The 25,373-nt window shown below is 33.5% G+C and carries 32 protein-coding genes; 12 read left to right on the top strand and 20 right to left on the bottom strand.

Annotation, left to right across the window (positions count from 1 at the left end; translation table 11 throughout):
- Positions 1-10: 10 nt before the first annotated feature.
- The 4 genes from K7G76_RS05255 to K7G76_RS15385 all read left to right on the top strand — a co-directional run bounded on the left by K7G76_RS05255 (position 11) and on the right by K7G76_RS15385 (position 2,621).
- On the top strand, positions 11-1,201 hold the full coding sequence (locus K7G76_RS05255; RefSeq protein WP_223033130.1) for a DUF1624 domain-containing protein: 1,191 nt from the start codon (positions 11-13) through the stop codon (positions 1,199-1,201).
- 28 nt (positions 1,202-1,229) lie between these two features.
- Positions 1,230-1,565, top strand: coding sequence for a hypothetical protein (locus K7G76_RS05250; protein WP_223033129.1), 336 nt, complete (start codon positions 1,230-1,232; stop codon positions 1,563-1,565).
- Between the two features lie 3 nt (positions 1,566-1,568).
- Positions 1,569-2,387 (top strand): DUF6090 family protein, encoded by an 819-nt coding sequence (locus K7G76_RS05245; protein ID WP_223033128.1) that lies wholly within the window; start codon positions 1,569-1,571, stop codon positions 2,385-2,387.
- A gap of 111 nt (positions 2,388-2,498) precedes the next feature.
- Entirely contained in the window at positions 2,499-2,621 is a 123-nt protein-coding gene (locus tag K7G76_RS15385) for a hypothetical protein (RefSeq protein ID WP_255572925.1), read from the top strand.
- A gap of 13 nt (positions 2,622-2,634) precedes the next feature.
- Here K7G76_RS15385 and K7G76_RS05240 read toward each other — a convergent pair whose 3' ends face one another.
- From K7G76_RS05240 to K7G76_RS05185, 12 genes are all read right to left on the bottom strand, one after another.
- The gene (locus tag K7G76_RS05240; RefSeq protein ID WP_223033127.1) at positions 2,635-3,015 is read right to left on the bottom strand and encodes a VOC family protein; all 381 of its coding nucleotides are present in this window, start codon (positions 3,013-3,015) and stop codon (positions 2,635-2,637) included.
- The gene (locus K7G76_RS05235) at positions 3,015-3,590 is read right to left on the bottom strand and encodes a hypothetical protein (protein ID WP_255572924.1); all 576 of its coding nucleotides are present in this window, start codon (positions 3,588-3,590) and stop codon (positions 3,015-3,017) included. Before K7G76_RS05235 ends, K7G76_RS05240 begins: the two co-directional genes overlap by 1 nt.
- On the bottom strand, positions 3,587-4,288 hold the full coding sequence (locus K7G76_RS05230; RefSeq protein WP_223033126.1) for a T9SS type A sorting domain-containing protein: 702 nt from the start codon (positions 4,286-4,288) through the stop codon (positions 3,587-3,589). The genes K7G76_RS05235 and K7G76_RS05230 overlap by 4 nt, the downstream gene beginning before the upstream one ends.
- Before the next feature lie 4 nt (positions 4,289-4,292).
- On the bottom strand, positions 4,293-5,696 hold the full coding sequence (locus tag K7G76_RS05225; protein ID WP_223033125.1) for a M20/M25/M40 family metallo-hydrolase: 1,404 nt from the start codon (positions 5,694-5,696) through the stop codon (positions 4,293-4,295).
- A gap of 83 nt (positions 5,697-5,779) precedes the next feature.
- The gene (locus K7G76_RS05220; protein ID WP_223033124.1) at positions 5,780-6,658 is read right to left on the bottom strand and encodes a PPK2 family polyphosphate kinase; all 879 of its coding nucleotides are present in this window, start codon (positions 6,656-6,658) and stop codon (positions 5,780-5,782) included.
- Positions 6,659-6,793: 135 nt separating this feature from the next.
- Positions 6,794-7,957, bottom strand: a complete 1,164-nt coding sequence (locus K7G76_RS05215; RefSeq protein ID WP_223033123.1) for a sigma-54-dependent transcriptional regulator — start codon at positions 7,955-7,957, stop codon at positions 6,794-6,796.
- Position 7,958: 1 nt separating this feature from the next.
- A complete protein-coding gene (locus K7G76_RS05210; RefSeq protein ID WP_369412178.1) occupies positions 7,959-8,822 on the bottom strand; it encodes a DUF6268 family outer membrane beta-barrel protein in 864 nt (287 codons plus the stop codon).
- 53 nt (positions 8,823-8,875) lie between these two features.
- Entirely contained in the window at positions 8,876-9,766 is an 891-nt protein-coding gene (locus tag K7G76_RS05205) for a mechanosensitive ion channel family protein (protein ID WP_223033122.1), read from the bottom strand.
- 4 nt (positions 9,767-9,770) lie between these two features.
- The gene (locus K7G76_RS05200) at positions 9,771-11,084 is read right to left on the bottom strand and encodes an ABC transporter permease (protein WP_223033121.1); all 1,314 of its coding nucleotides are present in this window, start codon (positions 11,082-11,084) and stop codon (positions 9,771-9,773) included.
- 2 nt (positions 11,085-11,086) lie between these two features.
- Positions 11,087-12,013, bottom strand: coding sequence for an ABC transporter ATP-binding protein (locus K7G76_RS05195; RefSeq protein WP_223033120.1), 927 nt, complete (start codon positions 12,011-12,013; stop codon positions 11,087-11,089).
- Between the two features lie 296 nt (positions 12,014-12,309).
- Complete coding sequence (dnaJ, locus tag K7G76_RS05190) at positions 12,310-13,437, bottom strand: molecular chaperone DnaJ (protein WP_223033119.1); 1,128 nt, start codon at positions 13,435-13,437, stop codon at positions 12,310-12,312.
- A 3-nt stretch (positions 13,438-13,440) separates the two neighbouring features.
- Entirely contained in the window at positions 13,441-13,968 is a 528-nt protein-coding gene (locus K7G76_RS05185) for a nucleotide exchange factor GrpE (protein WP_223033118.1), read from the bottom strand.
- A 159-nt stretch (positions 13,969-14,127) separates the two neighbouring features.
- On the opposite strand from K7G76_RS05185, the gene K7G76_RS05180 reads away from it, so the two are divergent.
- Entirely contained in the window at positions 14,128-14,784 is a 657-nt protein-coding gene (locus tag K7G76_RS05180) for a YceI family protein (RefSeq protein ID WP_223033117.1), read from the top strand.
- A 56-nt stretch (positions 14,785-14,840) separates the two neighbouring features.
- On the opposite strand, the gene K7G76_RS05175 is transcribed toward K7G76_RS05180, so the two are convergent.
- The 4 genes from K7G76_RS05175 to K7G76_RS05160 all read right to left on the bottom strand — a co-directional run bounded on the left by K7G76_RS05175 (position 14,841) and on the right by K7G76_RS05160 (position 17,562).
- On the bottom strand, positions 14,841-15,743 hold the full coding sequence (locus tag K7G76_RS05175; RefSeq protein ID WP_223033116.1) for a TIGR01777 family oxidoreductase: 903 nt from the start codon (positions 15,741-15,743) through the stop codon (positions 14,841-14,843).
- Between the two features lie 178 nt (positions 15,744-15,921).
- Positions 15,922-16,608 (bottom strand): tRNA (5-methylaminomethyl-2-thiouridine)(34)-methyltransferase MnmD, encoded by a 687-nt coding sequence (gene mnmD / locus K7G76_RS05170; RefSeq protein ID WP_223033115.1) that lies wholly within the window; start codon positions 16,606-16,608, stop codon positions 15,922-15,924.
- A gap of 1 nt (position 16,609) precedes the next feature.
- Positions 16,610-17,050: a hypothetical protein gene (locus tag K7G76_RS05165; protein ID WP_223033114.1), complete on the bottom strand. Its 441-nt coding sequence runs from the start codon at positions 17,048-17,050 to the stop codon at positions 16,610-16,612.
- Positions 17,050-17,562, bottom strand: a complete 513-nt coding sequence (locus tag K7G76_RS05160; RefSeq protein WP_223033113.1) for a DUF4920 domain-containing protein — start codon at positions 17,560-17,562, stop codon at positions 17,050-17,052. The genes K7G76_RS05165 and K7G76_RS05160 overlap by 1 nt, the downstream gene beginning before the upstream one ends.
- Positions 17,563-17,676: 114 nt before the next feature.
- Here K7G76_RS05160 and K7G76_RS05155 point away from each other — a divergent pair, with 114 nt between their 5' ends.
- Positions 17,677-18,744 (top strand): branched-chain amino acid aminotransferase, encoded by a 1,068-nt coding sequence (locus K7G76_RS05155; protein ID WP_223033112.1) that lies wholly within the window; start codon positions 17,677-17,679, stop codon positions 18,742-18,744.
- Between the two features lie 33 nt (positions 18,745-18,777).
- Here the strand turns inward: K7G76_RS05155 and K7G76_RS05150 are convergent, their stop codons facing one another.
- Positions 18,778-19,164, bottom strand: coding sequence for a pyrophosphohydrolase domain-containing protein (locus tag K7G76_RS05150; protein WP_223033111.1), 387 nt, complete (start codon positions 19,162-19,164; stop codon positions 18,778-18,780).
- A 72-nt stretch (positions 19,165-19,236) separates the two neighbouring features.
- Here K7G76_RS05150 and K7G76_RS05145 point away from each other — a divergent pair, with 72 nt between their 5' ends.
- From K7G76_RS05145 to crcB, 3 genes are all read left to right on the top strand, one after another.
- Entirely contained in the window at positions 19,237-19,422 is a 186-nt protein-coding gene (locus K7G76_RS05145; protein ID WP_223033110.1) for a hypothetical protein, read from the top strand.
- A 72-nt stretch (positions 19,423-19,494) separates the two neighbouring features.
- On the top strand, positions 19,495-20,517 hold the full coding sequence (locus K7G76_RS05140) for an SRPBCC family protein (RefSeq protein ID WP_223033109.1): 1,023 nt from the start codon (positions 19,495-19,497) through the stop codon (positions 20,515-20,517).
- Positions 20,518-20,883: a fluoride efflux transporter CrcB gene (crcB, locus tag K7G76_RS05135; protein WP_223033108.1), complete on the top strand. Its 366-nt coding sequence runs from the start codon at positions 20,518-20,520 to the stop codon at positions 20,881-20,883. It abuts the gene before it with no gap.
- A 7-nt stretch (positions 20,884-20,890) separates the two neighbouring features.
- Here the strand turns inward: crcB and K7G76_RS05130 are convergent, their stop codons facing one another.
- Complete coding sequence (locus K7G76_RS05130) at positions 20,891-21,493, bottom strand: DUF1684 domain-containing protein (RefSeq protein WP_223033107.1); 603 nt, start codon at positions 21,491-21,493, stop codon at positions 20,891-20,893.
- A 231-nt stretch (positions 21,494-21,724) separates the two neighbouring features.
- Between K7G76_RS05130 and K7G76_RS05125 the strand changes: the two genes are divergently transcribed.
- Entirely contained in the window at positions 21,725-22,942 is a 1,218-nt protein-coding gene (locus tag K7G76_RS05125) for an MDR family MFS transporter (protein WP_223033106.1), read from the top strand.
- On the top strand, positions 22,935-23,438 hold the full coding sequence (locus K7G76_RS05120; RefSeq protein ID WP_223033105.1) for a hypothetical protein: 504 nt from the start codon (positions 22,935-22,937) through the stop codon (positions 23,436-23,438). Before K7G76_RS05125 ends, K7G76_RS05120 begins: the two co-directional genes overlap by 8 nt.
- Here the strand turns inward: K7G76_RS05120 and K7G76_RS05115 are convergent, their stop codons facing one another.
- Positions 23,439-23,882 (bottom strand): Lrp/AsnC family transcriptional regulator, encoded by a 444-nt coding sequence (locus K7G76_RS05115; RefSeq protein WP_223033104.1) that lies wholly within the window; start codon positions 23,880-23,882, stop codon positions 23,439-23,441. It abuts the gene before it with no gap.
- Between the two features lie 118 nt (positions 23,883-24,000).
- On the opposite strand from K7G76_RS05115, the gene K7G76_RS05110 reads away from it, so the two are divergent.
- Complete coding sequence (locus K7G76_RS05110; RefSeq protein ID WP_223033103.1) at positions 24,001-24,396, top strand: hypothetical protein; 396 nt, start codon at positions 24,001-24,003, stop codon at positions 24,394-24,396.
- A gap of 2 nt (positions 24,397-24,398) precedes the next feature.
- Here K7G76_RS05110 and K7G76_RS05105 read toward each other — a convergent pair whose 3' ends face one another.
- Positions 24,399-25,352 (bottom strand): alpha/beta hydrolase family protein, encoded by a 954-nt coding sequence (locus K7G76_RS05105; RefSeq protein WP_223033102.1) that lies wholly within the window; start codon positions 25,350-25,352, stop codon positions 24,399-24,401.
- Positions 25,353-25,373: the final 21 nt, after the last annotated feature.

The following is a 25,373-nucleotide window of genomic DNA, read 5'->3' as shown; positions in this document are numbered from 1 at the left end:
ATTTAAAGAAATGACATTAGTTAAATCAACCAGAATTCAATCCATTGATATTTTAAGAGGCTTGGTAATGATAATCATGGCTTTGGATCATGTTAGGGATTACACAAATACGGGATATTTATTTTTAGACCCTACCAATATGGACACAACGACTCCCAGTTTGTTTTTTACACGATGGATTACACATTTCTGTGCCCCTGTATTTGTATTCTTGGCTGGAACATCTGCTTTTTTATATGGTTCTAAAAAAACATCAAAAAAAGCCTTGTCAAAATTTTTGTTTACTCGTGGATTATGGTTAGTTTTTACAGAATTAACCATAGTTAATTTTGCATGGACTTTTGACATTAATTTAAGTCTCCATATTTTTCAAGTTATTTGGGCCATAGGTGCTTGTATGATACTATTAGCAGGTTTAATTTACCTACCAAAAAAGGCTCTATTAGTTTTAGGATTAATAATTTTGTTTGGACACAATTTATTAGATGGAATAACCATGCAAGGCAACGAATCGCTTTCTATTTTATGGTATTTCATACATCAACAAAATTTTGTGGTGTTTAATGGCGGACAGACTTTAATGTTTGTTGCCTATCCTATTCTACCTTGGCTAGGAATTATGATTTTGGGTTACTGTTTTGGATACTTTTACAAAAAAGACTTTAATGTGGCTATCAGAAAAAAATGGCTATTAATACTTGGTTTTGGTTCAATAGCGTTATTTATAGTTCTACGCTATATAAATGTATATGGAGATTTAGTACCTTGGATTGTTCAAAAAGATAGCACATACACCTTTTTATCGTTCATGAACACGACTAAATATCCGCCATCACTCTTGTACACTTTAATGACTTTAGGTCCATCAATGCTGTTTTTATACAGTATAGAATCTGTAAAAAATGCTATTACCCATGTTTTAGTGGTTATAGGACGCGTTCCTTTTTTCTATTATATCATACATCTATATGTCATTCATTTAGTGGGCTTAATTGGACTTACCATATTAGGAGAAGATTGGAGAGAATTAATTATGACACCTTCTAGGTTTATGAGTGGCTATCTTGCCAATAAAGGTTTTGATTTATGGGTTACCTATGTGGTATGGATTCTCGTTGTAGTAATCCTGTATCCTTTCTGTAATATGTTTATGAAATATAAAGCAAACAATAAGGACAAATGGTGGTTAAGTTATCTGTAAAATTTTTAAAATAAAATTACCCTGAATTATGAATAGAGAACAAAACAAGTTAAGCAAGACTGAATTACAAGTTTACATTTTGCTCATGTGTGCCAATGCTGATTCTTCGGAAAGCGAAGAAGAAATCAGCCTTATTAAATCTAAAGTTAATCCAACTACTTTTGAAAAAATCTATAGAGAGTTTAGTAATGACAATGATGACCAACGTCTCGAAAAAATTGAAGACAATGTCCATCTACACGAGTTTACAACAATGGAACTTGGTGAGTTAAGACGGGAAATGTATGAAGTGTTTTTTACTGATTGTGATTTTAAAATAATGGAACGTAATCTAGATAGAATTATGGACAATATTTTGTATTAAAACATGATTAAGCTTTTCAACAGAATACGTATGAAAACCATAGCCCAGAATAAGCTTGGAAGATATATCAAGTATGCCATTGGTGAGATTTTATTGGTTGTTATAGGTATTTTAATTGCACTTCAAATAAATACATGGAACCAAAATAGAGTTGAACGAACTCAAGAATCACAAATACTGAAATCGTTGAAAAAGGAATATATTGATAACTTAAACCAATTAAACGATAAGATATTCATTAGAGAAAAAATTATCCATTCCTCCAATCAATTATTGGATATTTTAGATAACAATCAAAACCTACAAAACTATTCTGTTGATAGTATTGAAACCTATATTGGCACAACCACAATTTTCCCAACATTCAATGCTACAAGTGGTGTTACCAATGATATCATAAACTCGGGTAAGTTACATCTTATAAAAGATAATGATTTAAGAATATCGCTATCCAATTGGACAAGCGACATAGACCAGGTAACCGAAATGGAAACCGTTTTATTGGAATATTACTTTAGTACTTACCAGCCCTTTTTGGTTAAAAACATTCAACTTAGAAATAGTTTTAATGCTATGTTATCTTTAACACATTTAACCGAAAAATTTAACTTAAATAAATCTATCCAAAATGTAGAAAGTGTCAATCGATCGAATAAAATATTAGAGTATAAAACCATTTTTAACAATGAGGATTTTGAAGATTATTTAGTAACTATACTAACCTATTCCAGAATTGCCAATATTCAATGCGAAGGCTTAAAACTAAAAATCAACAATAATTTAAGTCGAATTGACAAAGCGTTAAACATAAGCAGCGAATGAAATTAAATCTGAAAGAAACAGAATTATATTTGTCATAATTATTAGTTAAACCATTTTAAAAATTATTGTTTAGCCGTTAAACAAAGTATCTTTGTACCATAAATAATTGTTATGGACGGTTTTAGTATAGTTATGGCTTTTGCTATTATTCTTTTCGCAAGATTAGGTATTAGGCTTATTACAAAATATCTAGAAATGAAACGCGAGGAAAAAGAAGAAAAACAAGCACAGTAACTTCCTCTAAATTTTAATTGACATCCTTATAAAAAGTTAATCCGTTTTTATATAAATCATAAAATGCAAATTCTTTAGTCTGCCAAGGTGTTTCCTTTACTGCGGTACTTTCGTGAAACACATCTTTAGATTTATATTCGTTAAATAAACTCTCAATATTTTGGGTAACTATCCGCAACATGGGTCTGTCTACTCCAGACTCCCACTCTTTGGCATCGTGCCACTGTAAATGAATTTCAATATCATCTCTGCGCACTCCAGCATAGGTAGGGTTTTTAGGATCGTCTGCAAAAGCTATTTCAAAACCTAGTTTATTAACATAAAAAAACAAGGCTGCCAAAACATTTTGAACAGGTAAAACAGGGTGTATTTGATGTAAATGTGCTTTTTCCATTACTCTCTTAATTTACCATTAAAAACACTCACTTTAGAGTTAAACGGATTCCCAGATGATCGTCTTAAAAGTACAATTTGTCCACAATGCCAAACAGCATCTTCAATTGGACCATTTATTTGGTTCCAAAAGGGAAACTCACGTTCACCAAAAATTAATTTATATTGGCTGATGTCTTCGCTATTTCTTAAAATATCAGCGGCTGTTTTTAAATTGACAAGAGTTGCTTTGCGCATATCATTGAAACTTAATCCTGCCTCATCATCGTTTTCGTTATTGTCCTTTTTTAATGTTGAATTCACAATTATTTTTGACAAATTGTAAATATGCTCTACCGTTTCCATAGATGAACGTGCATTGGCATTGGGTTTAAAATCCAAATCGGCTTGTCTTAAGCCTTCTGTTGCCCAATAATACCGAAATCCTAATCCATCAACAGCTCGTGCTGCCACTGTACCAGCCGTATAATTTTCTGGTGCATCGGGAATTTCGTAATACGGTAATTTATCTTGAGAAAATGACAACATAATCCCGAAAATAAAAATCAGAAGTGTTAGGTGAGTTTTTTGCATCATTGTTTTATTATTTTTCGAATCTCTTTCTTAAAATTACCTCCTTCAAAAACAAAAAAGTAAATACCTGATTTTAATTCTGAAACATTAATTACCGATTGCTCATGGCTAACAGATTCAGAATGTATTAATTGACCATTAATGTTATAAACGCTAATATTTAAATTATCATTATTTTGATTTTCTATAAAAAGTTCATCAATAATAGGGTTGGGATAGGTTTTTAAATCTGCCATACGAAACTCTTTAGCATGAAGCCTGGCACTACCATAAATAGCTTGATCGCCATTTGAAGCTGTTACAACGAGAGTACTAGAATCAGAATTTGTAGAAATGTTATACGTTAATGGATTAGCTTGATTACTGGAATATAAATTAAAATACATTTGTTCATAAATACTATTTTCCGCTAAACCGCATGTCGCAAAAGTTTGAAATATATTAGAAAGCATAAAAGTTGAATTTGCATCATTAAATTCAATATCAGCAGTAAGACTATTGCACATATTGGAATGAAAGTCAAAAGGTGCAATAAAAAAATCTAATGTAACTTCAGAAATTTCTTCATTTACTGGAGCCAAATGATCATCACAATCAATAACTACATTTTGTAGATACCACGTATTATCATCAAGTTCTGGGTTTTGAGAAAAACTATAAAAAGAAAGGAAAACAAAAACTAGGAGTATTATTCTTTTCATGTTATCAATCTTTTAATTCTTCACTATTTGAAATTGGAGAAATACCATATTTATCAATTAAATATACCAAACTGGTCATGGTTGCTGCACCTAATTCTAGTTCGCGTTTATTAACGGCATCAAAAGTATCGTTAGCAGCATGATGATGGTCAAAATAACGTTGCGAATCTGGACGTAAACCTGCACAAACATTAGTTTCTGTTTTTAATGGTCCTACATCGGCACCACTACCTCCCTTTTCAAAATAGTGAATTAAATACGGCTTAAACAAGCTTCTCCAACTTTCAATTTTATTAAACACAGCATCGCTACAATCAAAACTAAATCCTCTTGGTGTAAATCCGCCAGCATCACTTTCTAATGAGAAAATATGGCTTTCATCCTTTTGTTTGGCTACTTCGGCATATTTGGTGGCACCACGCAAACCGTTTTCCTCATTCATAAATAATACCACGCGAATACTACGTTTGGGCTTAATACCGCTTTCTTTTAATAAACGCAGTACATCCATAGATTGTACACATCCAGCACCATCATCGTGAGAACCATCGCCTAAATCCCAAGAATCTAAATGACCTCCAACAATAATATACTCATTTGGAAACTCGCTACCGGTAATTTCCCCAATAACATTATAGGATTGAACTTCCTTCATCTGTTGGCAGGTTTGACTGAAAAAGAACTTTACATTTTTATCTAATGCCAACATACCACTTAATTTTTCGGCATCGTTTGTACTTATGGCTGCAGATGGTATACGTTGTTCGTTTGGAAGGTCACCATAGCTCATACTTCCTGTATGCGGTAAATCGTCCAAACGTAAATTCATAGAACGCACAATAACACCAACTGCTCCTAATTTTCCAGCTTCCATGGCACCTGCATAGCGTTGATTAACACAACCACCATAAGCTTCAAAAGTTTGAATTAAATCGGGTTGCATAGGGCGATTAAAAAATACTATTTTGCCTGCAACATTTAAACGACCCAAAGCTTTTAATTCTTCAAAATCCTTAACCTCAATTACTGGAGCCTTTACACCGCCAAAAGGTGTTGCTATTGATCCCCCTAAGGCACAAATATTAACTGTTGTTGTTTGTCCTAATCCAGATTCAATAAATGCATACTCTTTAGTACCTCTCACCCATTTCGGAACCATAACAGGTTGTAACCAAACTTTATCCAACCCCAACTTTTCGAGTTCTTCTTTTGTGTATTGTACAGCTTTTTCAGCATTTAGTGAGCCAGACAAACGGCCTCCAATTTGATTTGACAAATAATCAAGCCACTCATAGCTCTTACCATTGGTGAGTGATGTGGTATAAATTGTTCGTAAAGTTTCAGCATCGGTTTGTGCAGTTAACATCGTAGAACATAAAAATCCTAATATGAAAATAAGTTTATGCATTTGAAAAAATTTGAAATGGTAAGATACTATATTAATTCTGGTCTAAAAGTGAAAAAAAGTATAAAATCGATTAACTGAAAATGCTATTCGTTTTCAAGTTGCTTTTTATACAAATCTATGTTTGCCTTAACATCTGGCTCGAGTTCAGGTGGCACTATATCTGTATAACGCTTTAAAGTGTCATGTAAAACGCGGGCTACAAGATATCTAGCTGTTGGCTTATCGTCAGCAGGAATAGCATACCATGGCGCATGTGGTTTAGATGTTTTATTAATAGCTTCTTCGTAACAAAACTGATAGTCGTCCCAAAGTTTTCGTTCATCTAAATCACCAGGAGAGAACTTCCAGTTTTTGTTTGGTTTAGCTAAGCGACGCAATAACCTATGTTTTTGTTCATCTTTAGACAGATGTAGAAAAAACTTAAATATTATAGTACCGTTTTCGGCAATGTGTTTTTCAAAATTGTTAATTTGCTCAAAACGTTTTTCCCAAAAAGCTTCATTTACATCGTCTAGCGAACGTACATCTGGCAGTTTTTCCCCTAGAATATATTGTGGATGCACACGAGTAACCAAAACGTTTTCATAATGTGTGCGATTAAACACCCCAAACTTGCCTCGAGCAGGTAGGGCTATATAATGTCTCCATAAATAATCGTGATTCAATTCCAGTTCAGTTGGAACCTTAAAACTGTGCACCACAACGCCTCTAGCATTGAGTTCTTTAAAAACCTCACGAATTAAACTATCTTTACCAGCCGTGTCCATACCTTGAATACAAATTAATGCTGCATATTTCCCATGGGCATACATAGTATTTTGTATTTCTGCTAAATCTTCACAAACGTCTTCCAGAGCATGCTCAATTTTCTTCTTATTGGCTTGTAAATCAAATGTTGTTGGTATTTCAGATAATTTTATGGTTTGTTTGACTTGAAACGATTCAATATTAATTTCCTTCATAAAGTGAATTTTTATTAGAATTATAAATATACTAATTCCTAATGATTGAATTGGTCAACATTCAACAGACACTATTAATCACAAAAAAGCACCGTTTATGCGGTGCTCTTTTATGTTCTTTCGTGTTTTTTTTACTTACTTTGAAGCAAACATCTTAACATCGTTTTCGCTGACTTCTTTTTCTCCTAGTATAATTAAACGTTCAACTACGTTACGAAGCTCACGAATATTTCCTGTCCAATCATATTCTTGGAGGAGCTTAACAGCTTTATTGGAAAATGATTTTTTAGCTGTGCCTTGCTCTTTAGAAATCTTATCGGCAAAATGTTCTATTAATAAAGGAATATCATCGCGTCTATCATTTAATGCAGGTACCTTGATAAGAATAACTGCTAACCTGTGGTACAAATCTTCACGAAAGCGCCCTTCTTCTATTTCCTTTTTTAAATTTTTATTAGTTGCAGCAACCACACGAACATCAACTTTTATGTCTTTATCGTTACCTACGCGTTGGATTTTATTTTCTTGTAACGCTCGTAATACTTTAGCTTGAGCAGATAGGCTCATGTCTCCTATTTCATCTAAAAATATAGTACCTCCATTAGCCGCTTCAAACTTACCAGCACGATCTTTAACCGCACTTGTAAAAGCTCCTTTTACATGACCGAATAATTCACTTTCAATAAGCTCTGCTGGAATTGCAGCACAGTTAACCTCAATCAATGGTCCTTTAGAGCGTTCGCTTTTTTGATGCAGCCAATGCGCAACTAGTTCTTTTCCTGTTCCATTTGGTCCAGTTATCAGCACACGAGCATCTGTTAATGCTACTTTATCAATCATATCCTTGATATGGGAAATAGCTTCACTTTCACCAATCATCTCGTAGTTTTTGCTCACTTTCTTTTTGAGCATTTTATTTTCTACGACCAATTCTTTTCTATCCAATGCAATACGAACGGTATTAAGTAAACGGTTTAAATCTGGTGGTTTTGATATGTAGTCAAACGCACCCAAACGCATCGTATTAACAGCAGTATCTAAATCGCCATGACCAGAAATCATAACTATTGGTATTTCAGGCTTTATTTTCTTAACAGCTTCCAAAACTTCAACACCATCCATTTTTGGCATTTTAATATCGCATAAAATTAAGTCGAAATCGCCTTTCTTTATTTTTTCGATACCCGACAAGCCATCTTCGGCTTCATCAACTTGATAACTATCATTTTCTTCTGATAAAATTTTCACTAATACACGGCGTATTGCCGCCTCATCTTCAATCACTAATATTTTGGCCATATTATATTTTAAATTTTAATCCGGTTCTTAAATAAGGTGCATTTATGTTGTCTAATTTATAAATTTCATCTCGATTTACGTCTCTTAAAACGTTATTTAATCTAAAGGTATAACCAGCATAAACATAAGTTGCTAGGTAATCTGTAAAGCTATATTCATAACCTAGTCCGCCAACAACTACAGATAATGAAATGTGATCTGCTCTTTTATTATCAATTATAATCGCATCTTGAATATGGGCATAAAAACCATCTAAAGCTACAAAAGCTTGTAAAAGGTTTTTTTCGTTTAAATTCAATCTGATATTGGTTTTAGGAATTCCCAACATATAACTCCATTTTTCATTAAGCCTTCTAAAATAACTAACATAGGGTAACGGAAATGGCACACCTGTAGTTGAGTTATAGGTTAAACCAAGAACTAATCGGTAAGGTTTTTTCACGTTCTTATCCTTTGTCCTGTCCTTAATAGCGTATATTCCTCCGTTTAAAAAAAAATCGTTTTTAGTAATTTGTTGTGTAAGAGTTGAAGCTATTCTTGGGTAAAATTTAACGCCATAACGCCAATTATTACTAGGTTTAAATGTATAAGCAATTGAAACATCGATAACATGAAAGTTATCGATGTTTTGAGTTTCAAAAGGATAGGGTTCTTCAAGTTTTAACAACACCCTATTATATTCTGCTCCCAATACAAAATAGGTATCTTTTTTTAATTCTATAGGATAGTTGAATAAGGCTCGTAAACGTGTATATTGATCTTCAGACTGACTTTGTGGGATAAATGAATATTCTAATCGAGCAATATCTGTAAGCTGCGCTATGGTATTATTTGATACCAACATTAAAGTGACTAATATTATCACTTTAAATATTTGAGTATTCTTTTTTTGCTTAATTAACTTAATAATTGTTATTGCTAGCTAGGTTTTTCAATAATGTGTATATCGCGCTGTGGAAACGGGATTGAAACATTGTTTTCTCTAAATAATTTATCTATTTCAAAACGGATATTACTCTTGGGAAATTGTGCTTTAAAACTATTATTTATGGTAAATATTACTTTAAAGTTTAATGAGCTATCTCCAAAGTCTGTAAACAATACTATGGTTGCATCGTGGTCTAAAGTTTCGGGTTGAGCGTTTGCAGCCTGAATAAGCAATTTTTTTACAAGTTGCACATCACTTCCGTAAGCCACCCCAACCTCAACACTTTCACGTGTTGTTATACCGTTTTGTGTCCAATTATAAAGACTATTGGTCAGGTATAAGTGATTAGGAATGACTAGCACCTTGTTATCAATCGTTACAGCACGCGTCGTACGTAGTTTAATTTCATCTACTCTCCCAACCATACCATCTATTTCAATAATATCGCCAACATGTAAGCTCTGGTCTATTAAAATAAAAACGCCTGAAATAATATCCTGAAAAAGGGTTTGCAATGCTAAACCAACACCAATCAACAATGCTGCCGAAGCCGCAAAAATGGCAGTTACATTAATACCAACAGAATCAAAAACAATAAGTAAAACCACAATGTACACCACCCATCGTGCAAAAGAAAAAACGGTTTGAAACTTGGCTCTATCATCTTTAGGCAAACGTCTTGAAAACAGTCTTTTAATAATATTTAAAACAACTGTCGTAATTAAGTAAATTACAATTACCAATAAAACTAACCCTATAGTTATTTTAATGGTTTTATCTTCATTTACATACAAAACCGTTCCTAGAAAATCCACAAATGATTCCCAAATACTACTCTCTTTTACAATTTCTTCAATTTCTTCTAATTGATTCTGTCTCATAAACTTAATATTTAATCCATTTAATGAGTTCTTTATAGCTTGGTTTTTTACCATACATTAATATTCCTACACGATAGATTTTTGCTGCAACCCAAACTGTAAAAACAAAAGTTCCAATTAATATTCCTAAAGATAATAATTGCTCCCAAATTGGAACACCAAATGGAATTCGCATAAGCATAACCACAGGAGATGTAAAAGGAATATGTGAAAACAAGGTAGACACCATGCCATGAGGGTCTTCTATTACCGTAAAGATACCAATATAAACTGCTAAAATTAACGGCATTAAAATAGGCAGCATAAATTGCTGGGTATCTGTTTCGTTATCAACAGCAGCTCCAATAGCTGCATACAGCGAACTGTACAACAAGTACCCACCAATAAAAAAGAAAATGAATGCTAAAATTAAGTTTAAAATAGGTAAATTAGAGAATGCTACCAAAACCTGCTGCACCTCAAAAGCGATGACTCCAGTATTAGTGGATTGATTAATTAACTCTTGTTGTGTTAATTGTGATTGCATTAAATCTATACCAAAAACGCTCGACACTATTAGCATAAGTATACCACCTAAAATAATCCAAACAATAAATTGTGTAATACCTGCCAACGATGTCCCTATTATTTTGCCTAGCATTAATTGTACAGGTTTTACAGAAGATATAATAACCTCAATGATACGACTGGTCTTTTCTTCTATAACACTTCTCATAATCATATTACCATAAATAATTATGAACATAAACAGTAAATATCCAGCTGCACCACCAAAAACAAGCTTTACTATACTATCTGTTTTTGATGTTTTTTCACCAACAAAACTTTCTTGAGCAATATCTACACGTACTCTTGACGCTCTTATCTGTTCAATATTAACATTTAATCGCTCCAATTTTAAGTCGGTTAAATAGTTACCTAATTTATCTTCCAAACTTCCTATGAAAGTAAGCGAAGGTGAATCTACGGAGTAAAACTTAATATGATTAGCCAAGGTATCAACATCTGTGCTATTGTCTATATACAATAAACCATAATTTTCTTGCTCCTCAACTAGTGTTTTTGCTTCCTCAAGCGACATATTAGACAAGAATGAATACGTAATATTATCTGTATTTTCTAGTACAGATTGTATTAATCCAGAATCATCTAAAACCGAAACTTCCCGTTTAGCATTATTATTAATTTGAGACAAATATGCCACAACTGCAACTAAAGCTATCATAATTACAGGGCTTAAAATTGTCATGACAATAAAAGACTTGTTCTTAACTTTAGTTATATACTCGCGCTTTATAATTAGTGGTAAATGATTCATGCTTAATTACTCTTTACAGATTGAATAAAAATATCATTGGCACTTGGCACTTGTTCAACAAAATGACATACATCTCCTTTTGTCATTAAAAAGTTTAATAAATCGTTTGCCGAATCAGAATCAGATAGTTTGACATTATACTTTAATTCATCTCCTATAGACTTGTAATTAGCTTTTGACGTTTTAAATCTAGATATGAGTTCATTTTCGAAACCATTTTCTTGAAAAGGGTTAATACCAATCTCAAAGGTATTTGTTTTAAATGCTTTTTTAATATCTATTAATTTACCATCAAGAATTTTATTTGATTGGTGAATTAAAGCTATATGGTCACACAGTTCCTCAACAGACTCCATTCGATGCGTTGAGAATATTACTGTTGCTCCATTATTTTTGAGCCTGATTATTTCATCTTTAATGATATTGGCATTTATAGGATCGAATCCTGAAAAAGGCTCATCAAATATTAACAGTTTAGGTTCATGCAAAACGGTAACAACAAACTGAATTTTTTGCGCCATTCCTTTAGAGAGTTCTTGAATTTTTTTATTCCACCAATCTCCTATTTCCAGACGTTCAAACCAATATTTCAAGCGTTTTTTGGCCTCCTGTTTACTCAAACCCTTAAGCTGAGCCAAATAAAGGGCTTGCTCTCCTACTTTCATAGATTTGTATAACCCCCGTTCTTCAGGTAAATAACCAATATCTTTTATATGTTTAGGTTGTAAAGCTTCAGAATCCAGAATTACACCACCCTGATCTGGCATGGTTATCTGATTTATTATTCTAATTAAAGTTGTTTTCCCGGCTCCATTTGGACCTAACAACCCAAAAACACTGCCTTTAGGAACTGCAATAGAGACTTTATTTAATGCTGTAAAATCGCCAAATTTTTTAGAAACATCGTGTACTTCTAATAAGTAACCCATTCTTGAATTGCTATTAATTGTTGCATTGGGTAAAGATATTAAATGTAGTAGAGTAAATTAAAAATAATAAGCCCTAAATACGTTTTAATAAAAACAAAACCCATCCTTAAAAATGAATTCAAGGATGGGAAAAAATTGCTATGAAAAAGAAAAATTACCACTATTCTAGAATAGTGATAAATCAAATATAGTGTTTTTTCTGTAACTATTAATAAAAGTCGATAAATAACTTCATTAAATATTAAAAAAAATCCGCTGAACAAGCGGATTTATATAGGGTTCAAGTAATTGACTAACTATGAAAACATATCTTTTACCTTCTCAAAAAACGATTTATCACCAATTTCTGGTTTAGGCTCAAAATGTTCATCATTTCGCATGCTTTCAAAAAAGTCTTTTTGCTGCTTATTTAATGTTTTGGGTGTCCAAACATTAACATGTACTAGTAGATCACCTTTACCATAACCATTTATAGATGGAATACCTTTACCTCGTAAACGCAGTATTTTACCAGATTGAACACCTGGTTCAATTTTAATACGAACTTTTCCTGTAACGGTATCAATTTCCTTTGAAGTCCCCAATACAGCATCAGGCAAGCTAACATACAAATCATAATGTAAATTATCGCCTTCACGTTGCAATGTTGGATGATTTTCTTCCTCAATAGCAACTAACAAATCTCCAGAAATACCATTTCCTGGTGCTTCATTTCCCTTACCAGAAACTTTCAATTGCATACCATCCACAACACCAGCCGGTATTTTAATAGAAACAGTTTCCTCTTTTATAATTAAACCCTGTGCATCGGCATCACTAGGTTTTTTATCTATAGTCTGTCCTGCTCCACCACAAACATTACACGTAGATGCCGTTTGCATACGGCCCAATATGGTATTGGTTACTCGTGTAACCTGGCCCGTTCCATTACAAGTACTACATGTCTTGTATGTTGTTCCTGGCGCTTGAACTTTACGTCTTACTTTTACCTTTTTCTCAACACCATTGGCTATATCTTCTAGTGTTAATTTAACACGAATACGCAGGTTGCTCCCTTTTACACGACGTTGTCCGCCGCCACCAAAGCCACCGCCAAAGCCGGAGAATCCGCCACCGCCAAAAGCACCACCAAATATATCTCCAAACTGACTGAATATATCGTCCATATTCATGCCGCCACCTCCAAAACCTCCAGCACCTTCAAAAGCTTGATGCCCAAATTGGTCGTAACGTGCTTTTTTATCAGCATTACTCAATACTTCGTAAGCCTCTGCAGCTTCCTTAAATTTAGCTTCGGCTTCTTTATCATCTGGGTTTTTATCTGGATGATACTTTAAAGCCATTTTACGGTAAGCTTTCTTTATTTCTGAATCTGAAGCACTTTTGGTTACTCCTAATATGTCGTAATAATCTCGTTTTGCCATGTCTTATTGTCCTATAACTACTTTAGGAAATCGAATAGTTTTATCACCTAGTTTGTAGCCCTTTTCAATTACATCAATTATTTTACCTTTTAAATCTTCGTTAGGAGCCGGAATTTGTGTAACCGCTTCATGAATATCGGCATCAAAAGTATCTCCCTCCTGCAATTCAATAGCTTCCAATCCTTTTTGATTTAAAGTATTTCTTAATTTATTTTTAATAAGTTCTACACCTTTAAGCAAATCCTTTTCATCAGTTTTTGATATTTCTAAATATGCCCTGTCAAAATCATCTAAAATGGGCAATAAAGCTTGCATAACATCTTCATTTGCGGTTTTAAACAACTCTATACGTTCTTTTGCCGTACGTCGTTTATAATTTTCAAATTCTGCAAACAACCTTAAAAATTTATCTTTCTCTTGCTGTAAAGCTTCTTCAAGCTGCTCTTCTACAGATTCACCTTCCTGTTCTACCGTTTGGTTTTCAAGAACTTGATCTTCAGAAATAGTTTCTTTTTTATCTTTTTTACTCATGAGTAACTTCCTTTTTATACAATACTAGTATGGACGAGCAAAAGTACTGCCATTATTATTAAAATGTCAAAATGTCACTCAAAATTTTTAAGTTTTTTTTTAGAAATATCTAGACTACTAATGCGTATTTTTGTGTCATAACACTAAAAGAAAATTATTATGACTAAAACATTTTTAAAATTTGCTGGAATAACAATATTAGCCCTTGCACTTACAAACTGTAAGGATAAAGCTAAAGAAGCCGAGACTACTACAGCTGAAGAAACTGCTGAAACCACTGCTGTTTCTACAAAATACTTGGTAGATGCTGGGAACTCTACTATTATGTGGAAAGGATTTAAACCAACAGGAACCCATACAGGAACTATTGCTATTGAAAATGGTGTGTTTACCATGAACGACACTGCTATTGAGAGTGGCTCATTCTTAATTGATATGGGTTCAATAACAGTTACAGACATTCCTGCTGAAGAAGAAAGTAATGCTAAATTAACAGGTCATCTAAAAAGTGATGATTTCTTTCATGTAGAGCAATATCCATCTTCAGCTTTCGAAGTAACAGCCTTTGAAATGCAGGATGGCAAAGCAATGCTTTCTGGAAATCTAAAAATGAAAGATGTTGAAAACAACATTACTATTCCTGTCAATGTAACTGAAAATGGCGATACGGTTACAATTACCAGTGAAACGTTTACTATAGATCGTTCTAAATGGAACGTTAAGTTTAAATCAAAATCATTCTTTGATGATTTAGGTGATAAGTTCATTAACGACGATATTGAACTACAAATTTCAGTTACGGCAAAAAAAGCGTAATAAAAGAGCAAAATTTGAAAATAAAGCCGCCGTAAATTTACGGCGGCTTTATTTTTTTATAACAGATTGGCTAAACTTGACTTTAAATTGGCATAGGTAAATTGAAAACCTTTATTCTCAATTTTTTTACTGCTTACACGCTGACTTTCAAACAACAAGATATGCATATCACCTAATACTAATTTCATAATAAATTGAGGAATATTAGGAAGTAATAAAGGTCTTTTAAGGGTTCGAGCCACTGATTTGGTTAGTTCTGAATTGGTTACAGGATTAGGTGCTACGCCATTAAATACACCTGGCAAATTATGATTGATAACGTATAAAAATATGGCTGCTAAATCTGTTTTATGAATCCACGATTGCCATTGATTGCCATTTCCAAAAGCCGCTCCAAGCCCTAATTTAACTGGTCTAGCAATTTGAGGCAAAGCACCTTCCTTATCATCTAAAACTAAACCTATTCGTATTTTTGAAACTGTTAATCCCAACTCTTTAAACGTATCTGCCTCTAATTCCCATTTTACAACAACTTCTCCTAGAAAGGTTTCAGAAACATCAGAAAAGTCTTCTTCATAAAAATTAGTATCAGAACTGGGGTATATGCCAATGGCACTGGCAGAAATAATATGACTAATAGAATGTTTCTGTTCGCTTAATAAACTGTGTAATATTTTTAAACTATTAATTCTACTCTCTAAAATTTTATTCTTATTAGCTTCTGTCCACCGTTGGGCGATTGTACTACCTGCCAAATTAATAATAGCGGTAACACCTTCTAAACATTTAGCATCAATCTCTCCAATTTTAGGATCCCAAAAAAAACCTTGATAATTAGAATTATTTTCTATTTTACTTTTTGAAGTGGTTAAAAAATGTACAGAGTAACCTAGCGCATGACATTGCTGCACAATAGACTTACCTATTAAGCCTGTTGCTCCTGTAATTAAAACTTTCATATTCAATTTTTAATAAAGATAAGAAATGCATGGCGCAAAAAGCCATAGTTTAATGTAGCTTTAACAGATTTAACGAAAGTTAACAATGCTTCGTAGCATGATGCATTTGACTCGCTCTGCTTGCCGAATGTTACGCTTTTCTACTTATAAACATTGGGCTCACAACGCTCTCCGAATGTTACGCTTCTTTACAAGCGCGTAACATTTCGCGTTTACCCGGAGGACCTTCCAACCGCTCAACAGTAAAACCAACAGCCTGCATGGCACGTCTTACGCTTCCTTTGGCCGAATAAGTAACTAAAACGCCATCTTTCCTTAAAGCATCAAACATTATTTTAAAAATGGTTTCTGTCCATAATTCAGGTTGAACTCGGGCTCCAAAAGCATCAAAATAAATAATATCAAAACGATTCTGATCATTTAAACCTTGAAACTCCTGCTTTCTTTTGGTTAAATTAAAATGTGGTGAAATAGTATGCTCTTCTTCCCAACTACATGAATGCAAACCTTTAAACCTATTGACAAATCGCTCATTTTCTAATAATTCAGGATAGTTAAGCGCTTGGATTTCAGAAACTGAAACTGGATAAGCCTCCACACCTACATAATCAATTGGAGTTTCCATTTTTTCGGCTTCCAGTAAAGTAAGAAAGGCATTTAAACCTGTTCCAAACCCTATCTCTAATATTGAAATAGATGGTATTTTTATATCTCTGAAAAGGTCTATAAAATATTCGAGACCGTGTTTTATAAAAACATGTTGTGCCTCTTGTAAGGCACCATGAATTGAATGATACTGCTCATTCCAATCTTCTATTTGTATGGTTTTTGAACCATCTGCAGTAGTGATAATTTGGCGTTTCAAACTATTTAATCAACAGCTTTTTTATTCTAGGTATTGGTCCTGTACATTCGGTTTGGTGACAAGATATACAAAGATTGACTGTTGTATTGAAACGGTCTTCTAATGGAACGGTAGATTCTGTATTATAAATGTCTTTCTCTGCTTCAATAAACAACTCTGAAAAGCTTTGAAATACAGTATTTCGCTCTTTAAATTCAGACATCTCTGCTGAATGGATCTTTAAAAAATCTAACGGAAATTCTGTAGGGACATTTCCAGCCAAAATATCATTCTTGACTTTTAGGTTATGTGCATACATCTGATTCATGAGATTGGCCATTTCAGATGGCTCATACATATCATAAACAATCTTTTCCTGTTTAGCAGTTACTTCTTGAGTTTCCTCGTTTTGTTTACAACTAAAAAGAATACATATACTTAATACTAAAACTAAATACTTCACTATTCTTCAATTAAAAGCACACCATCAGCCAAAAATGAATAGGTTCTTTTTGGTTCAGTAATTGCGGCTATTTCTTCTTCCGATTTTCCAGCATCTTCAGCAAAGTGACGTAATTCTTCAACAGGTGTTTCTTCTACAAAAGCTTTCCCATTTATAATAACCTCTTTACCTGCAATATTTTTTGGCATAAAAAACCCGTAATCTTTAAATTTAACCATTACTTGTTCGTCATTACCTAAATCCAATCGCATCCAACATCCTTTAGCTTGACAAACCTCATCAACTTTAGCTACCATCTTTGAGGATACGCTGTCACCTACTTGCATGGCTTTAAACTTCTCAGCCATTACAGATGCATCAACTGCATTATCTGCCTCAATTTTATCTCCAAAAGAGGCATAAGCAATTTCTGGAGTTTCAACTTCAACAGTTTCCAATTCTGTTTTCTGCTCATTATTCTTACATGAAACAATAATAAAAGCTAGTAATAGTAAAGAGAAAATATTTTTCATAAGTAATTATTAATATAAAAATTCAACCTCAAATATACGCTTTTTTTAAGTAATTATTATGTTTTTTAAAAGGTGGAAATTAAGTATTTTTGCAGCACAAAAAAACAGAAAAAAATGGTAGATCAGAAGATTAACGAAATCGATATAGTTAGAGTAGAGAAATCAAGAGTAAATGAAGTAGATTTTGATAAAATAGATTTTGGACGTGTCTTTACCGACCATATGTTTGTATGTGATTTTGTTAATGGTGAATGGCAACAACCAAAGATTATGCCTTACCAATCCATGACTATTGAGCCATCTGCACGTGTATTCCATTATGGACAAGCTGTATTTGAAGGCATGAAAGCTTTTAAGGACAATTCAGAAAATGTTTTCCTATTCAGGCCTGAAGATAACCATGAGCGAATTAATAAATCTGCTGCACGTCTTGCAATGCCAGAATTTCCAAAACAATATTTCTTAAATGGCTTAACCGAATTACTGAAATTAGACAAAGCATGGATAAAGCCTGGTGTTGGCAATTCTTTATATATAAGACCTTTTATAATAGCCATTGAGCCAGCGATTTCTGCCGCTCCTGCAAACTCATATCGCTTCATGATTATTTGTTCGCCTGCCAAAGCTTATTATTCAGGTAAAGTGCGTGTGCTATTTGCTGAAAAATATAGCCGTTCTGCTGACGGTGGTGTAGGTTTTGCAAAAGCTGCTGGTAATTACGCTGCCCAATTTTACCCAACTAGTCTTGCCCAAAAGAAAGGTTTTCAACAAATCATTTGGACAGATGCGAATACACATGAATATTTGGAAGAAGCTGGCACCATGAATATTTTCTTCAGAATTAATAACACATTAATTACAGCTCCTACCAATGATAGAATTCTTGATGGTATTACCAGAAAAAGTATAATTCAATTAGCAAAAGACAAAGGCATCAATGTTGAAGTTAGACGTATAAGCGTTAGTGAGGTTAAAGAAGCTGCAAACAACGGATCCCTAAAAGAGGTTTTCGGTACTGGAACTGCAGCAGTTATTAGCCCTATTTCAGCTTTCGAACATGCAGAAGAGGTTTTTGAATTACCTGATATTGAAGAAAGTTATGCTACCCTATTAAAGCAGGAATTACTAAATATACAACATAACCTTACCGAAGATAAACACGGTTGGAGGTTAAGTGTTTAAACCCATAAAAAAAGCAGCTTCAAGCTGCTTTTTTTATTGTTTCAATATAGCTTCAATATTGGGCTTGAAATAGTTTGGACCCTTTAACACCTTACCGTCTTCTCGATAAATAGGCTCTCCATCTTCGCCCAATTTACTCATATTACTACGTTGAATTTCGGTAAAAACTTCTTCAATTTTATACTGTAAACCATGTTCTATGATAGTGCCACATAATATATATAGCATATCACCTAGAGCATCGGCAACCTCAACTAAATCATTATCATTAGCTGCTTCTAAATATTCTTCGTTTTCCTCACGCATGAGTTTATAGCGTAACATATTTTTTTCTAAACCCAAATCGGCTTTAGGGGTTTCTCTATGACCTATTTTAAATGCCGTATGAAATGCTTTTACAGCTTCAATTTTTTCCTTCATGATAATTTGTTTTCGCTTCCTTAAAATCGGAATTCTTGTTCTTTTTAGTTAATTTCGCATAAAACTAACAATATGTTTACAAAGGGGCAATGGGTTTTTGGTGTTTTATTTGCTATTGCATTTATTGTTGCACTTATTTACGCCTATCGTAAAGACATAAAGCTTCATGATAAGTACTACAAAGGGAGCTTATGGATTCTAATTGCTTTTATTTCGTTTATACTTTTTATTGTTACTATAAAGTGGCTGTTTCAATAGGTCGCTTACGAAGATTATTTTCTTATAACTTTAATAATTTAACTATCTTTGGTTAAACTACAATTACCAAAGATGAAAGCCATAAAATACATTCTATTTATAGTTTTAATACTAGTTATTGGAATATCAATCTATATTGCTGTCCAACCTAATTCCTTTGAAGTAAAACGATCTCGAACCATTAATGCGCCAGCTGCTGTAATTTACAATAATGTTATTGACTTTAAAAATTGGGAAGCATGGTCTTCTTGGGTTGAAAATGATCCCGAAACCGTTATAACATTAAACGACAAAACTGCAGGTATTGACGGTGCATTTTCGTGGGTTGATTCGCATGGTGAAGGTAGAATGAAAACTTTAGAAACTAATGCTCCCCATACAATTACCCAAGAATTACAATTTGGTGATTTTGAACCTTCTCAAGTAACTTGGAATCTCGAACCAACCAATGATGGAAAAACAAATGTCACCTGGAAAATGAATAGTGACAATGTGCCTTTTTTCTTTAAAGCTAGTGCACTCATAAACGGTGGTTTTGATAATATGATTGGTCCTGATTATGAACGCGGATTAGAAAAGCTTGATAGTATTATTGTAGCATCAATGAGCGTTTACAGTATAAATGTTCAAGGGGTCACTAACCATAGTGGTGGTTATTATATTTACAATACCACATCGACTAAAATGAGTGATTTTAAAACTAAAATGCAGCAAATGATGCCTAAAGTTGGTAATTATGCCATGAAAAATAAAATCCCAATGGCTGGAGCTCCTTTTGTTATGTATCACAAGTGGGATGAAGCAAACAATGCAGTAATGTTTTCTTGCTGTATTCCAACAACTGCACAAGTTATAACTACTGAAAGCGATATATTAACTGGGCAATTAGAACCATTCAAAGCCGTTAGAACGACTTTAACTGGAGATTACGAAAACCTAAAAGAAGCTTGGGATAAAACTTTTGAGTATATTGAAAACTACCAACTGATTATTGCTGAATCAGGGCCAATGTTAGAAGTTTATTTAACTGACCCTGGATCTACTCCTAACCCTGCTGACTGGGTAACAGAAATATATATTGCTTTAGCAGAATAAATGAAGAATTTAATTTTAGTTTTCATTGGAGGTGGTGTAGGTAGCGCTCTTCGCTATATTTTAGGAAAATTCTTGAATAGTACCGAAACGGGAATACCATATGGTACCTTCGCAGCTAATATTATAGGAAGTCTACTTATTGGAATCATTCTTGGGTTGGCCGCAAAAAACGACACGCTTAATTCCAGTCAAACATTAATTTTGGCAACAGGTTTTTGTGGTGGATTTACAACATTTTCAACGTTTGCATACGAAAATCATGTTATGTTGAAATCAGGCGATTTCACAAGCTTTGCTATTTATACCATTGCCAGTTTTGCAATTGGTTTTCTAGCTGTATTCTTTGGTATGTTTTTAGTAAAATAAGATATATTTAGTGCTTTTTAAAAGCCTTTACACCTGCTTCAATTCGTGTATACAGCGTGTTTTCTCTAGGCACAATAGGACAAGAGTATTTATCATTATAAGCACAATAAGGATTATAAGCAGTATTGAAATCTATTTGAATTATATCACCTTCCGGAATTCTAGCTTCAACATATCGCCCACCAGAATAACTACCCTCTCCATTGGTATTGTCTAAAAAAGGCAAGAACAAATAATCTTCATAACCAGGTTTTTTTAACAAGTCTAGATTTTGATAAATATTAAGTTCGTGCTCTTTTCCGCTTAATTCAAAAACAATTGTGCCGTATTTTACATAATTGGCCAATCGTTCTGTGGTTGTCTTCATTTTAAAGGGTTTCTCGTCAGGTGTTCTCTTTAATGTTGCATATACAACATAAACCGAATCGAACTTAAAAAAATCTAACCCAATAAAATCTTTTCTATCCTTATCTTTTAATGGAGACTTAGTAGCATCTTTAAAATCAGCATTAATTTGCTTTTGCCAATCTGTTTCACCTAAAATGGGTTGCTTATCTTGAGCGCAGGCAAGAGCAGTAATAGCTAGAAAAAGTATAAGAATGTTTTTCATCATAATATTTTTTTGACTTCAAAAATACAACTTAAAGTTTTTTTACCTAGTTTTGGTAAACATTTTAGAAAACAATGAACAACTGTATCGTTAAATATACACAAAGACAAACCTCTTGGGAAAGAAGTTGGGCTGGCTATATATTATGATGATATAAACATATAATTTAACAATATAGAAAAGTCCGACATAAACGTCGGACTTTTTATTTTTACAACTAGCAATCAAAAAATGAAAAAACTATACTTTAACTATTTAAACACGTTTAAAGGCCTCTCTAAAGAGATATGGTGGCTCGCACTTATAACTCTTATAAACAGAGCTGGTACGATGGTCATTCCATTTTTGTCTTTATACCTAACTGAAGATTTACATTTTGAACCTAAAGATGTGGGATGGATTATGACGGCCTTTGGTTTGGGTTCTTTTGCAGGATCTTGGCTTGGAGGTAAGCTAACCGACAAAATAGGATATTACAAAGTCATGGTTAGAAGCCTTTTAACCACAGGTGTACTTTTTATTGGCTTACAGTTTTTAAACACTTTTGCTTCTATTTGTTTGGGTATTTTTCTAGTAATGCTTGTGGCCGATATGTTTCGTCCAGCTATGTTTGTAGCATTAAGCGCCTATAGTAAACCAGAAAATAAAACACGTAGTGTAACACTTATTCGTCTAGCCATAAATCTAGGGTTTTCAGCTGGGCCAGCATTGGGTGGATTAATTATTACCTCCATGAGCTACTCAGGTTTGTTTTGGGTAGATGGGATCACTTGTATACTGGCAACACTGTTGTTAATTAGAGTGTTACACCCTAAAAAAGCCAAACCTTTAGATACTGTTATTAATGAAAATCCCCAATCTGCCTATAAAGACAAGGCGTTTTGGATTTTCTTGATATCAATGACACTGTTTGGAGTCATATTCCTGCAATATTTTTCAACAATGCCTATATACTATAAAGATGTTCATATGCTTTCTGAACTAGAAATTGGTATGCTTTTAGGATTAAATGGTGCGTTTATTTTCCTTTTGGAAATGCCACTTATAAAATGGTTGGAAAATACCAAAAACTCGAAAGCCACATTAATGTTGGTTGGTGCATTTTTAACAGCCATGAGTTTTTTAGTACTCAACATAACATCATGGATAGGAATATTACTGATAGGTATGTTATTTATGACCATAGGAGAAATGATAGCGTTTCCGTTTTCCAATGCTTTTGCCATGGAACGTGCAAAAAAAGGCAATCAAGGTGAATACATGGCGCTTTACACCATTTCGTTTTCCATAGCACATATTTTTGGCCATAATGCCGGTATGCAATTGGTAGACTCTATTGGTTTTGATAATACCTGGTATATTATGACAGGTCTTGGAATGGTTTGCGCTTTGTTATTATGGATATTAAAACGATATTTAAAAGCTAAAAATGAATTAAGTTATGGATAGACCTTGGGAAAACCTACCAATATTCCAAAAAGCTGAAAGTATTAGGACACTCATTGATTCCATTGTTGAAATCACGATGGAATCAGAGATGTTCTTTGAAACTGAAGAAGATGGAAAAATGATAGACGACAGTATAAACTATCTGGTGGATAATTCGCTAATCCTTCCTTCAAATATCGCAGCAGCAGTAGAAGAAGACACTTTATATGACATCAAAATGGAAAATGCGACCATTATTAGAAAAGCTGCCAGAGAAATATTAACAGATTTAACCACGTTGGAATATTATGGCTTTAAAGACATAGAATATTTGGATGTTTTACGTGCAGAAATGGAAGAATTCAGAATTCTATTTGCTAAATGGGTCAAAACTTTCGATCCCTGGAATTATATCATTGACCGTTGGGGCTTATTCAATCCACCTGGAATAAACTATGATGACCATGATCCAGATAACGATATTCCATCAAACGATGACGAAAGTGACGAGGATTAATTATTTTAAAGGCTTAACCGGATTATGTTTAATAACATGGGAAAGCACAATTTGTGTTTTGGTCTCACCATAAACAATAAGCTGGTCGATAAAAGCCTCCAAGTGTTTTTGGTTTTTTAAAACGACCTCCATAACAATGTTTTCATTGCCTGTAATACGATAGCAATTAATTACCTCATCATAGGTTTTCACCTTATCTAAAAACGGTTTTAACATGCCCATAAAAGCTCTAATGGTTATCAAGGCTTTTAATTGATAACCTGCTTCAAATGGCGAGACTGTTGTGTGGTAATCTTGAATAATACCAAGGTCTTCCATTTTTCTTATGCGTTCAGAAACCGCTGGTGAACTGACACCTACTTGTCGTCCAATTTCTGCATTGGAAAGTCGCGCATTTTGCTGTAAACACGTTAAAATTTTCCAGTTAAGCGAATCAATACTCATTTTAAAGCAATAGTATATAAATAACTTAATAATTAAATCAAATATACAATTTTACATTAATAACTAAAGTATAATATGTTTTCTTGTCACTAATTTTGATGAAATTGCTGTTATTACCATGATACCTAATATCCCATCAAATCTGTACTACCTGCCTATTTATCAAAAGGCTATGGAAATCATTACATTGTCTAGAAGCATTTCTACGTATTTAAATCAAGATTTATCATCTTTATTGGAAGACGGATCAGAAAATAGTCACATCTATTTTTCAGGAGATATTGTACAGCAATCGGTATCCTTGGCACCAGAAATTGTAAAAGCAGAACAAGAGCGCCATTCCGATAAAAAGTATAAGCACATTGCATCAATACAACGACTCACACATTTGCTCAACAAAAACATTAAGCGATTAGAAAAAGCAAACAGTAATGGCAAAGACTATTTACCACTATTAAATTCTGAATTAAAAACGTTTAAAAAATTACAACGCAGCTGGATGCTTACACTTTAAAATTATCTGCCATGTGGCTCCATATTGGGTAACGCATTTAAATCACGAACATAATAATCGAAGTGGCGTTTCATTTCATAAAATAGATCTTTTCGAAATTCACGAATACCATGATCGGCGCCTTCAAACAGTATAAAACGTGTTGGGTGTTTAGCTTTGTAAAGTTTTTTAACCAATTCCATAGACTCTTCAGGCAATACTCGCCAGTCTGCACTACCATGCATGATTAAAAGCGGTGTAGTTTTACAAATCTCATCCGCCCAGAATACGGCAGAACGTGCTTTTAATTCGGTTTCTTTATTTTCCCAATAATTGGGAACAAGTTCTGCGTAAACATGCTTTTCCATGTCTGGCCGGCTTTCAATATTTTTAAAGGCATTGGCGGCCCCTGCAGTAACTGAAGCGGCTTTAAAATCACAACTTTCCTTCAGCGCTAAATAAGTCATCATACCACCTCTACTACCGCCTTGAATACCAATTCTATTGGTATCGGCTTTTGGAACTTCTTTTAGGGTATTTACTAAATTCAATACGTCGTTGACATCCTTACCGCCAAACTCTTCTAGGCCTTCACCGCCATCAACGCCTCTATATTGGCTTGCAACAACCACATAATCCCAACTAGCCATTTTACCCAAAAAATAAACAACACTTATATCAGTCCATTGTCCAAAATCTCGGTTACCGCCTCTATTTGATACAATACATGGAAATTTACCCTCTTTTTTAGGTTCAGCTATAAAACCTTTAATACGCAAACCATCAGACAAATAAGTAATCTTGTAAAAATTTAGTTCGTCTAATTCTTCTGCTAATTCAGCATCAAAAGAACTGATACGATTAATTATGCTATCTGAAATAACAAACGTTTCTTTATTAACAATCTTACCATCCTGGGAATGAGCATTGCAATTAAAACATAAAATGAGCAGTAATGCTAAAAAAAATCGATACATAAAATATAATAAATTGATTGC

The organism is Hanstruepera marina (assembly GCF_019880635.1).
GTDB lineage: Bacteria > Bacteroidota > Bacteroidia > Flavobacteriales > Flavobacteriaceae > Hanstruepera > Hanstruepera marina.
This window is presented reverse-complemented; position numbering and strand designations above follow the sequence as displayed.

Excerpts from the sequence above, each read along its gene's own strand:
- K7G76_RS05255 (WP_223033130.1), top strand. The coding sequence starts at position 11 with ATGACATTAGTTAAATCAACCAGAATTCAATCCATTGATATTTTAAGA.
- K7G76_RS05250 (WP_223033129.1), top strand. The coding sequence starts at position 1,230 with ATGAATAGAGAACAAAACAAGTTAAGCAAGACTGAATTACAAGTTTAC.
- K7G76_RS05245 (WP_223033128.1), top strand. The coding sequence starts at position 1,569 with ATGATTAAGCTTTTCAACAGAATACGTATGAAAACCATAGCCCAGAAT.
- K7G76_RS15385 (WP_255572925.1), top strand. The coding sequence starts at position 2,499 with ATGGACGGTTTTAGTATAGTTATGGCTTTTGCTATTATTCTTTTCGCA.
- K7G76_RS05240 (WP_223033127.1), bottom strand. The coding sequence starts at position 3,015 with ATGGAAAAAGCACATTTACATCAAATACACCCTGTTTTACCTGTTCAA.
- K7G76_RS05235 (WP_255572924.1), bottom strand. The coding sequence starts at position 3,590 with ATGATGCAAAAAACTCACCTAACACTTCTGATTTTTATTTTCGGGATT.
- K7G76_RS05230 (WP_223033126.1), bottom strand. The coding sequence starts at position 4,288 with ATGAAAAGAATAATACTCCTAGTTTTTGTTTTCCTTTCTTTTTATAGT.
- K7G76_RS05225 (WP_223033125.1), bottom strand. The coding sequence starts at position 5,696 with ATGCATAAACTTATTTTCATATTAGGATTTTTATGTTCTACGATGTTA.
- K7G76_RS05220 (WP_223033124.1), bottom strand. The coding sequence starts at position 6,658 with ATGAAGGAAATTAATATTGAATCGTTTCAAGTCAAACAAACCATAAAA.
- K7G76_RS05215 (WP_223033123.1), bottom strand. The coding sequence starts at position 7,957 with ATGGCCAAAATATTAGTGATTGAAGATGAGGCGGCAATACGCCGTGTA.
- K7G76_RS05205 (WP_223033122.1), bottom strand. The coding sequence starts at position 9,766 with ATGAGACAGAATCAATTAGAAGAAATTGAAGAAATTGTAAAAGAGAGT.
- K7G76_RS05200 (WP_223033121.1), bottom strand. The coding sequence starts at position 11,084 with ATGAATCATTTACCACTAATTATAAAGCGCGAGTATATAACTAAAGTT.
- K7G76_RS05195 (WP_223033120.1), bottom strand. The coding sequence starts at position 12,013 with ATGGGTTACTTATTAGAAGTACACGATGTTTCTAAAAAATTTGGCGAT.
- dnaJ (WP_223033119.1), bottom strand. The coding sequence starts at position 13,437 with ATGGCAAAACGAGATTATTACGACATATTAGGAGTAACCAAAAGTGCT.
- K7G76_RS05185 (WP_223033118.1), bottom strand. The coding sequence starts at position 13,968 with ATGAGTAAAAAAGATAAAAAAGAAACTATTTCTGAAGATCAAGTTCTT.
- K7G76_RS05180 (WP_223033117.1), top strand. The coding sequence starts at position 14,128 with ATGACTAAAACATTTTTAAAATTTGCTGGAATAACAATATTAGCCCTT.
- K7G76_RS05175 (WP_223033116.1), bottom strand. The coding sequence starts at position 15,743 with ATGAAAGTTTTAATTACAGGAGCAACAGGCTTAATAGGTAAGTCTATT.
- K7G76_RS05160 (WP_223033113.1), bottom strand. The coding sequence starts at position 17,562 with ATGAAAAATATTTTCTCTTTACTATTACTAGCTTTTATTATTGTTTCA.
- K7G76_RS05155 (WP_223033112.1), top strand. The coding sequence starts at position 17,677 with ATGGTAGATCAGAAGATTAACGAAATCGATATAGTTAGAGTAGAGAAA.
- K7G76_RS05150 (WP_223033111.1), bottom strand. The coding sequence starts at position 19,164 with ATGAAGGAAAAAATTGAAGCTGTAAAAGCATTTCATACGGCATTTAAA.
- K7G76_RS05145 (WP_223033110.1), top strand. The coding sequence starts at position 19,237 with ATGTTTACAAAGGGGCAATGGGTTTTTGGTGTTTTATTTGCTATTGCA.
- K7G76_RS05140 (WP_223033109.1), top strand. The coding sequence starts at position 19,495 with ATGAAAGCCATAAAATACATTCTATTTATAGTTTTAATACTAGTTATT.
- crcB (WP_223033108.1), top strand. The coding sequence starts at position 20,518 with ATGAAGAATTTAATTTTAGTTTTCATTGGAGGTGGTGTAGGTAGCGCT.
- K7G76_RS05130 (WP_223033107.1), bottom strand. The coding sequence starts at position 21,493 with ATGAAAAACATTCTTATACTTTTTCTAGCTATTACTGCTCTTGCCTGC.
- K7G76_RS05125 (WP_223033106.1), top strand. The coding sequence starts at position 21,725 with ATGAAAAAACTATACTTTAACTATTTAAACACGTTTAAAGGCCTCTCT.
- K7G76_RS05120 (WP_223033105.1), top strand. The coding sequence starts at position 22,935 with ATGGATAGACCTTGGGAAAACCTACCAATATTCCAAAAAGCTGAAAGT.
- K7G76_RS05115 (WP_223033104.1), bottom strand. The coding sequence starts at position 23,882 with ATGAGTATTGATTCGCTTAACTGGAAAATTTTAACGTGTTTACAGCAA.
- K7G76_RS05110 (WP_223033103.1), top strand. The coding sequence starts at position 24,001 with ATGATACCTAATATCCCATCAAATCTGTACTACCTGCCTATTTATCAA.
- K7G76_RS05105 (WP_223033102.1), bottom strand. The coding sequence starts at position 25,352 with ATGTATCGATTTTTTTTAGCATTACTGCTCATTTTATGTTTTAATTGC.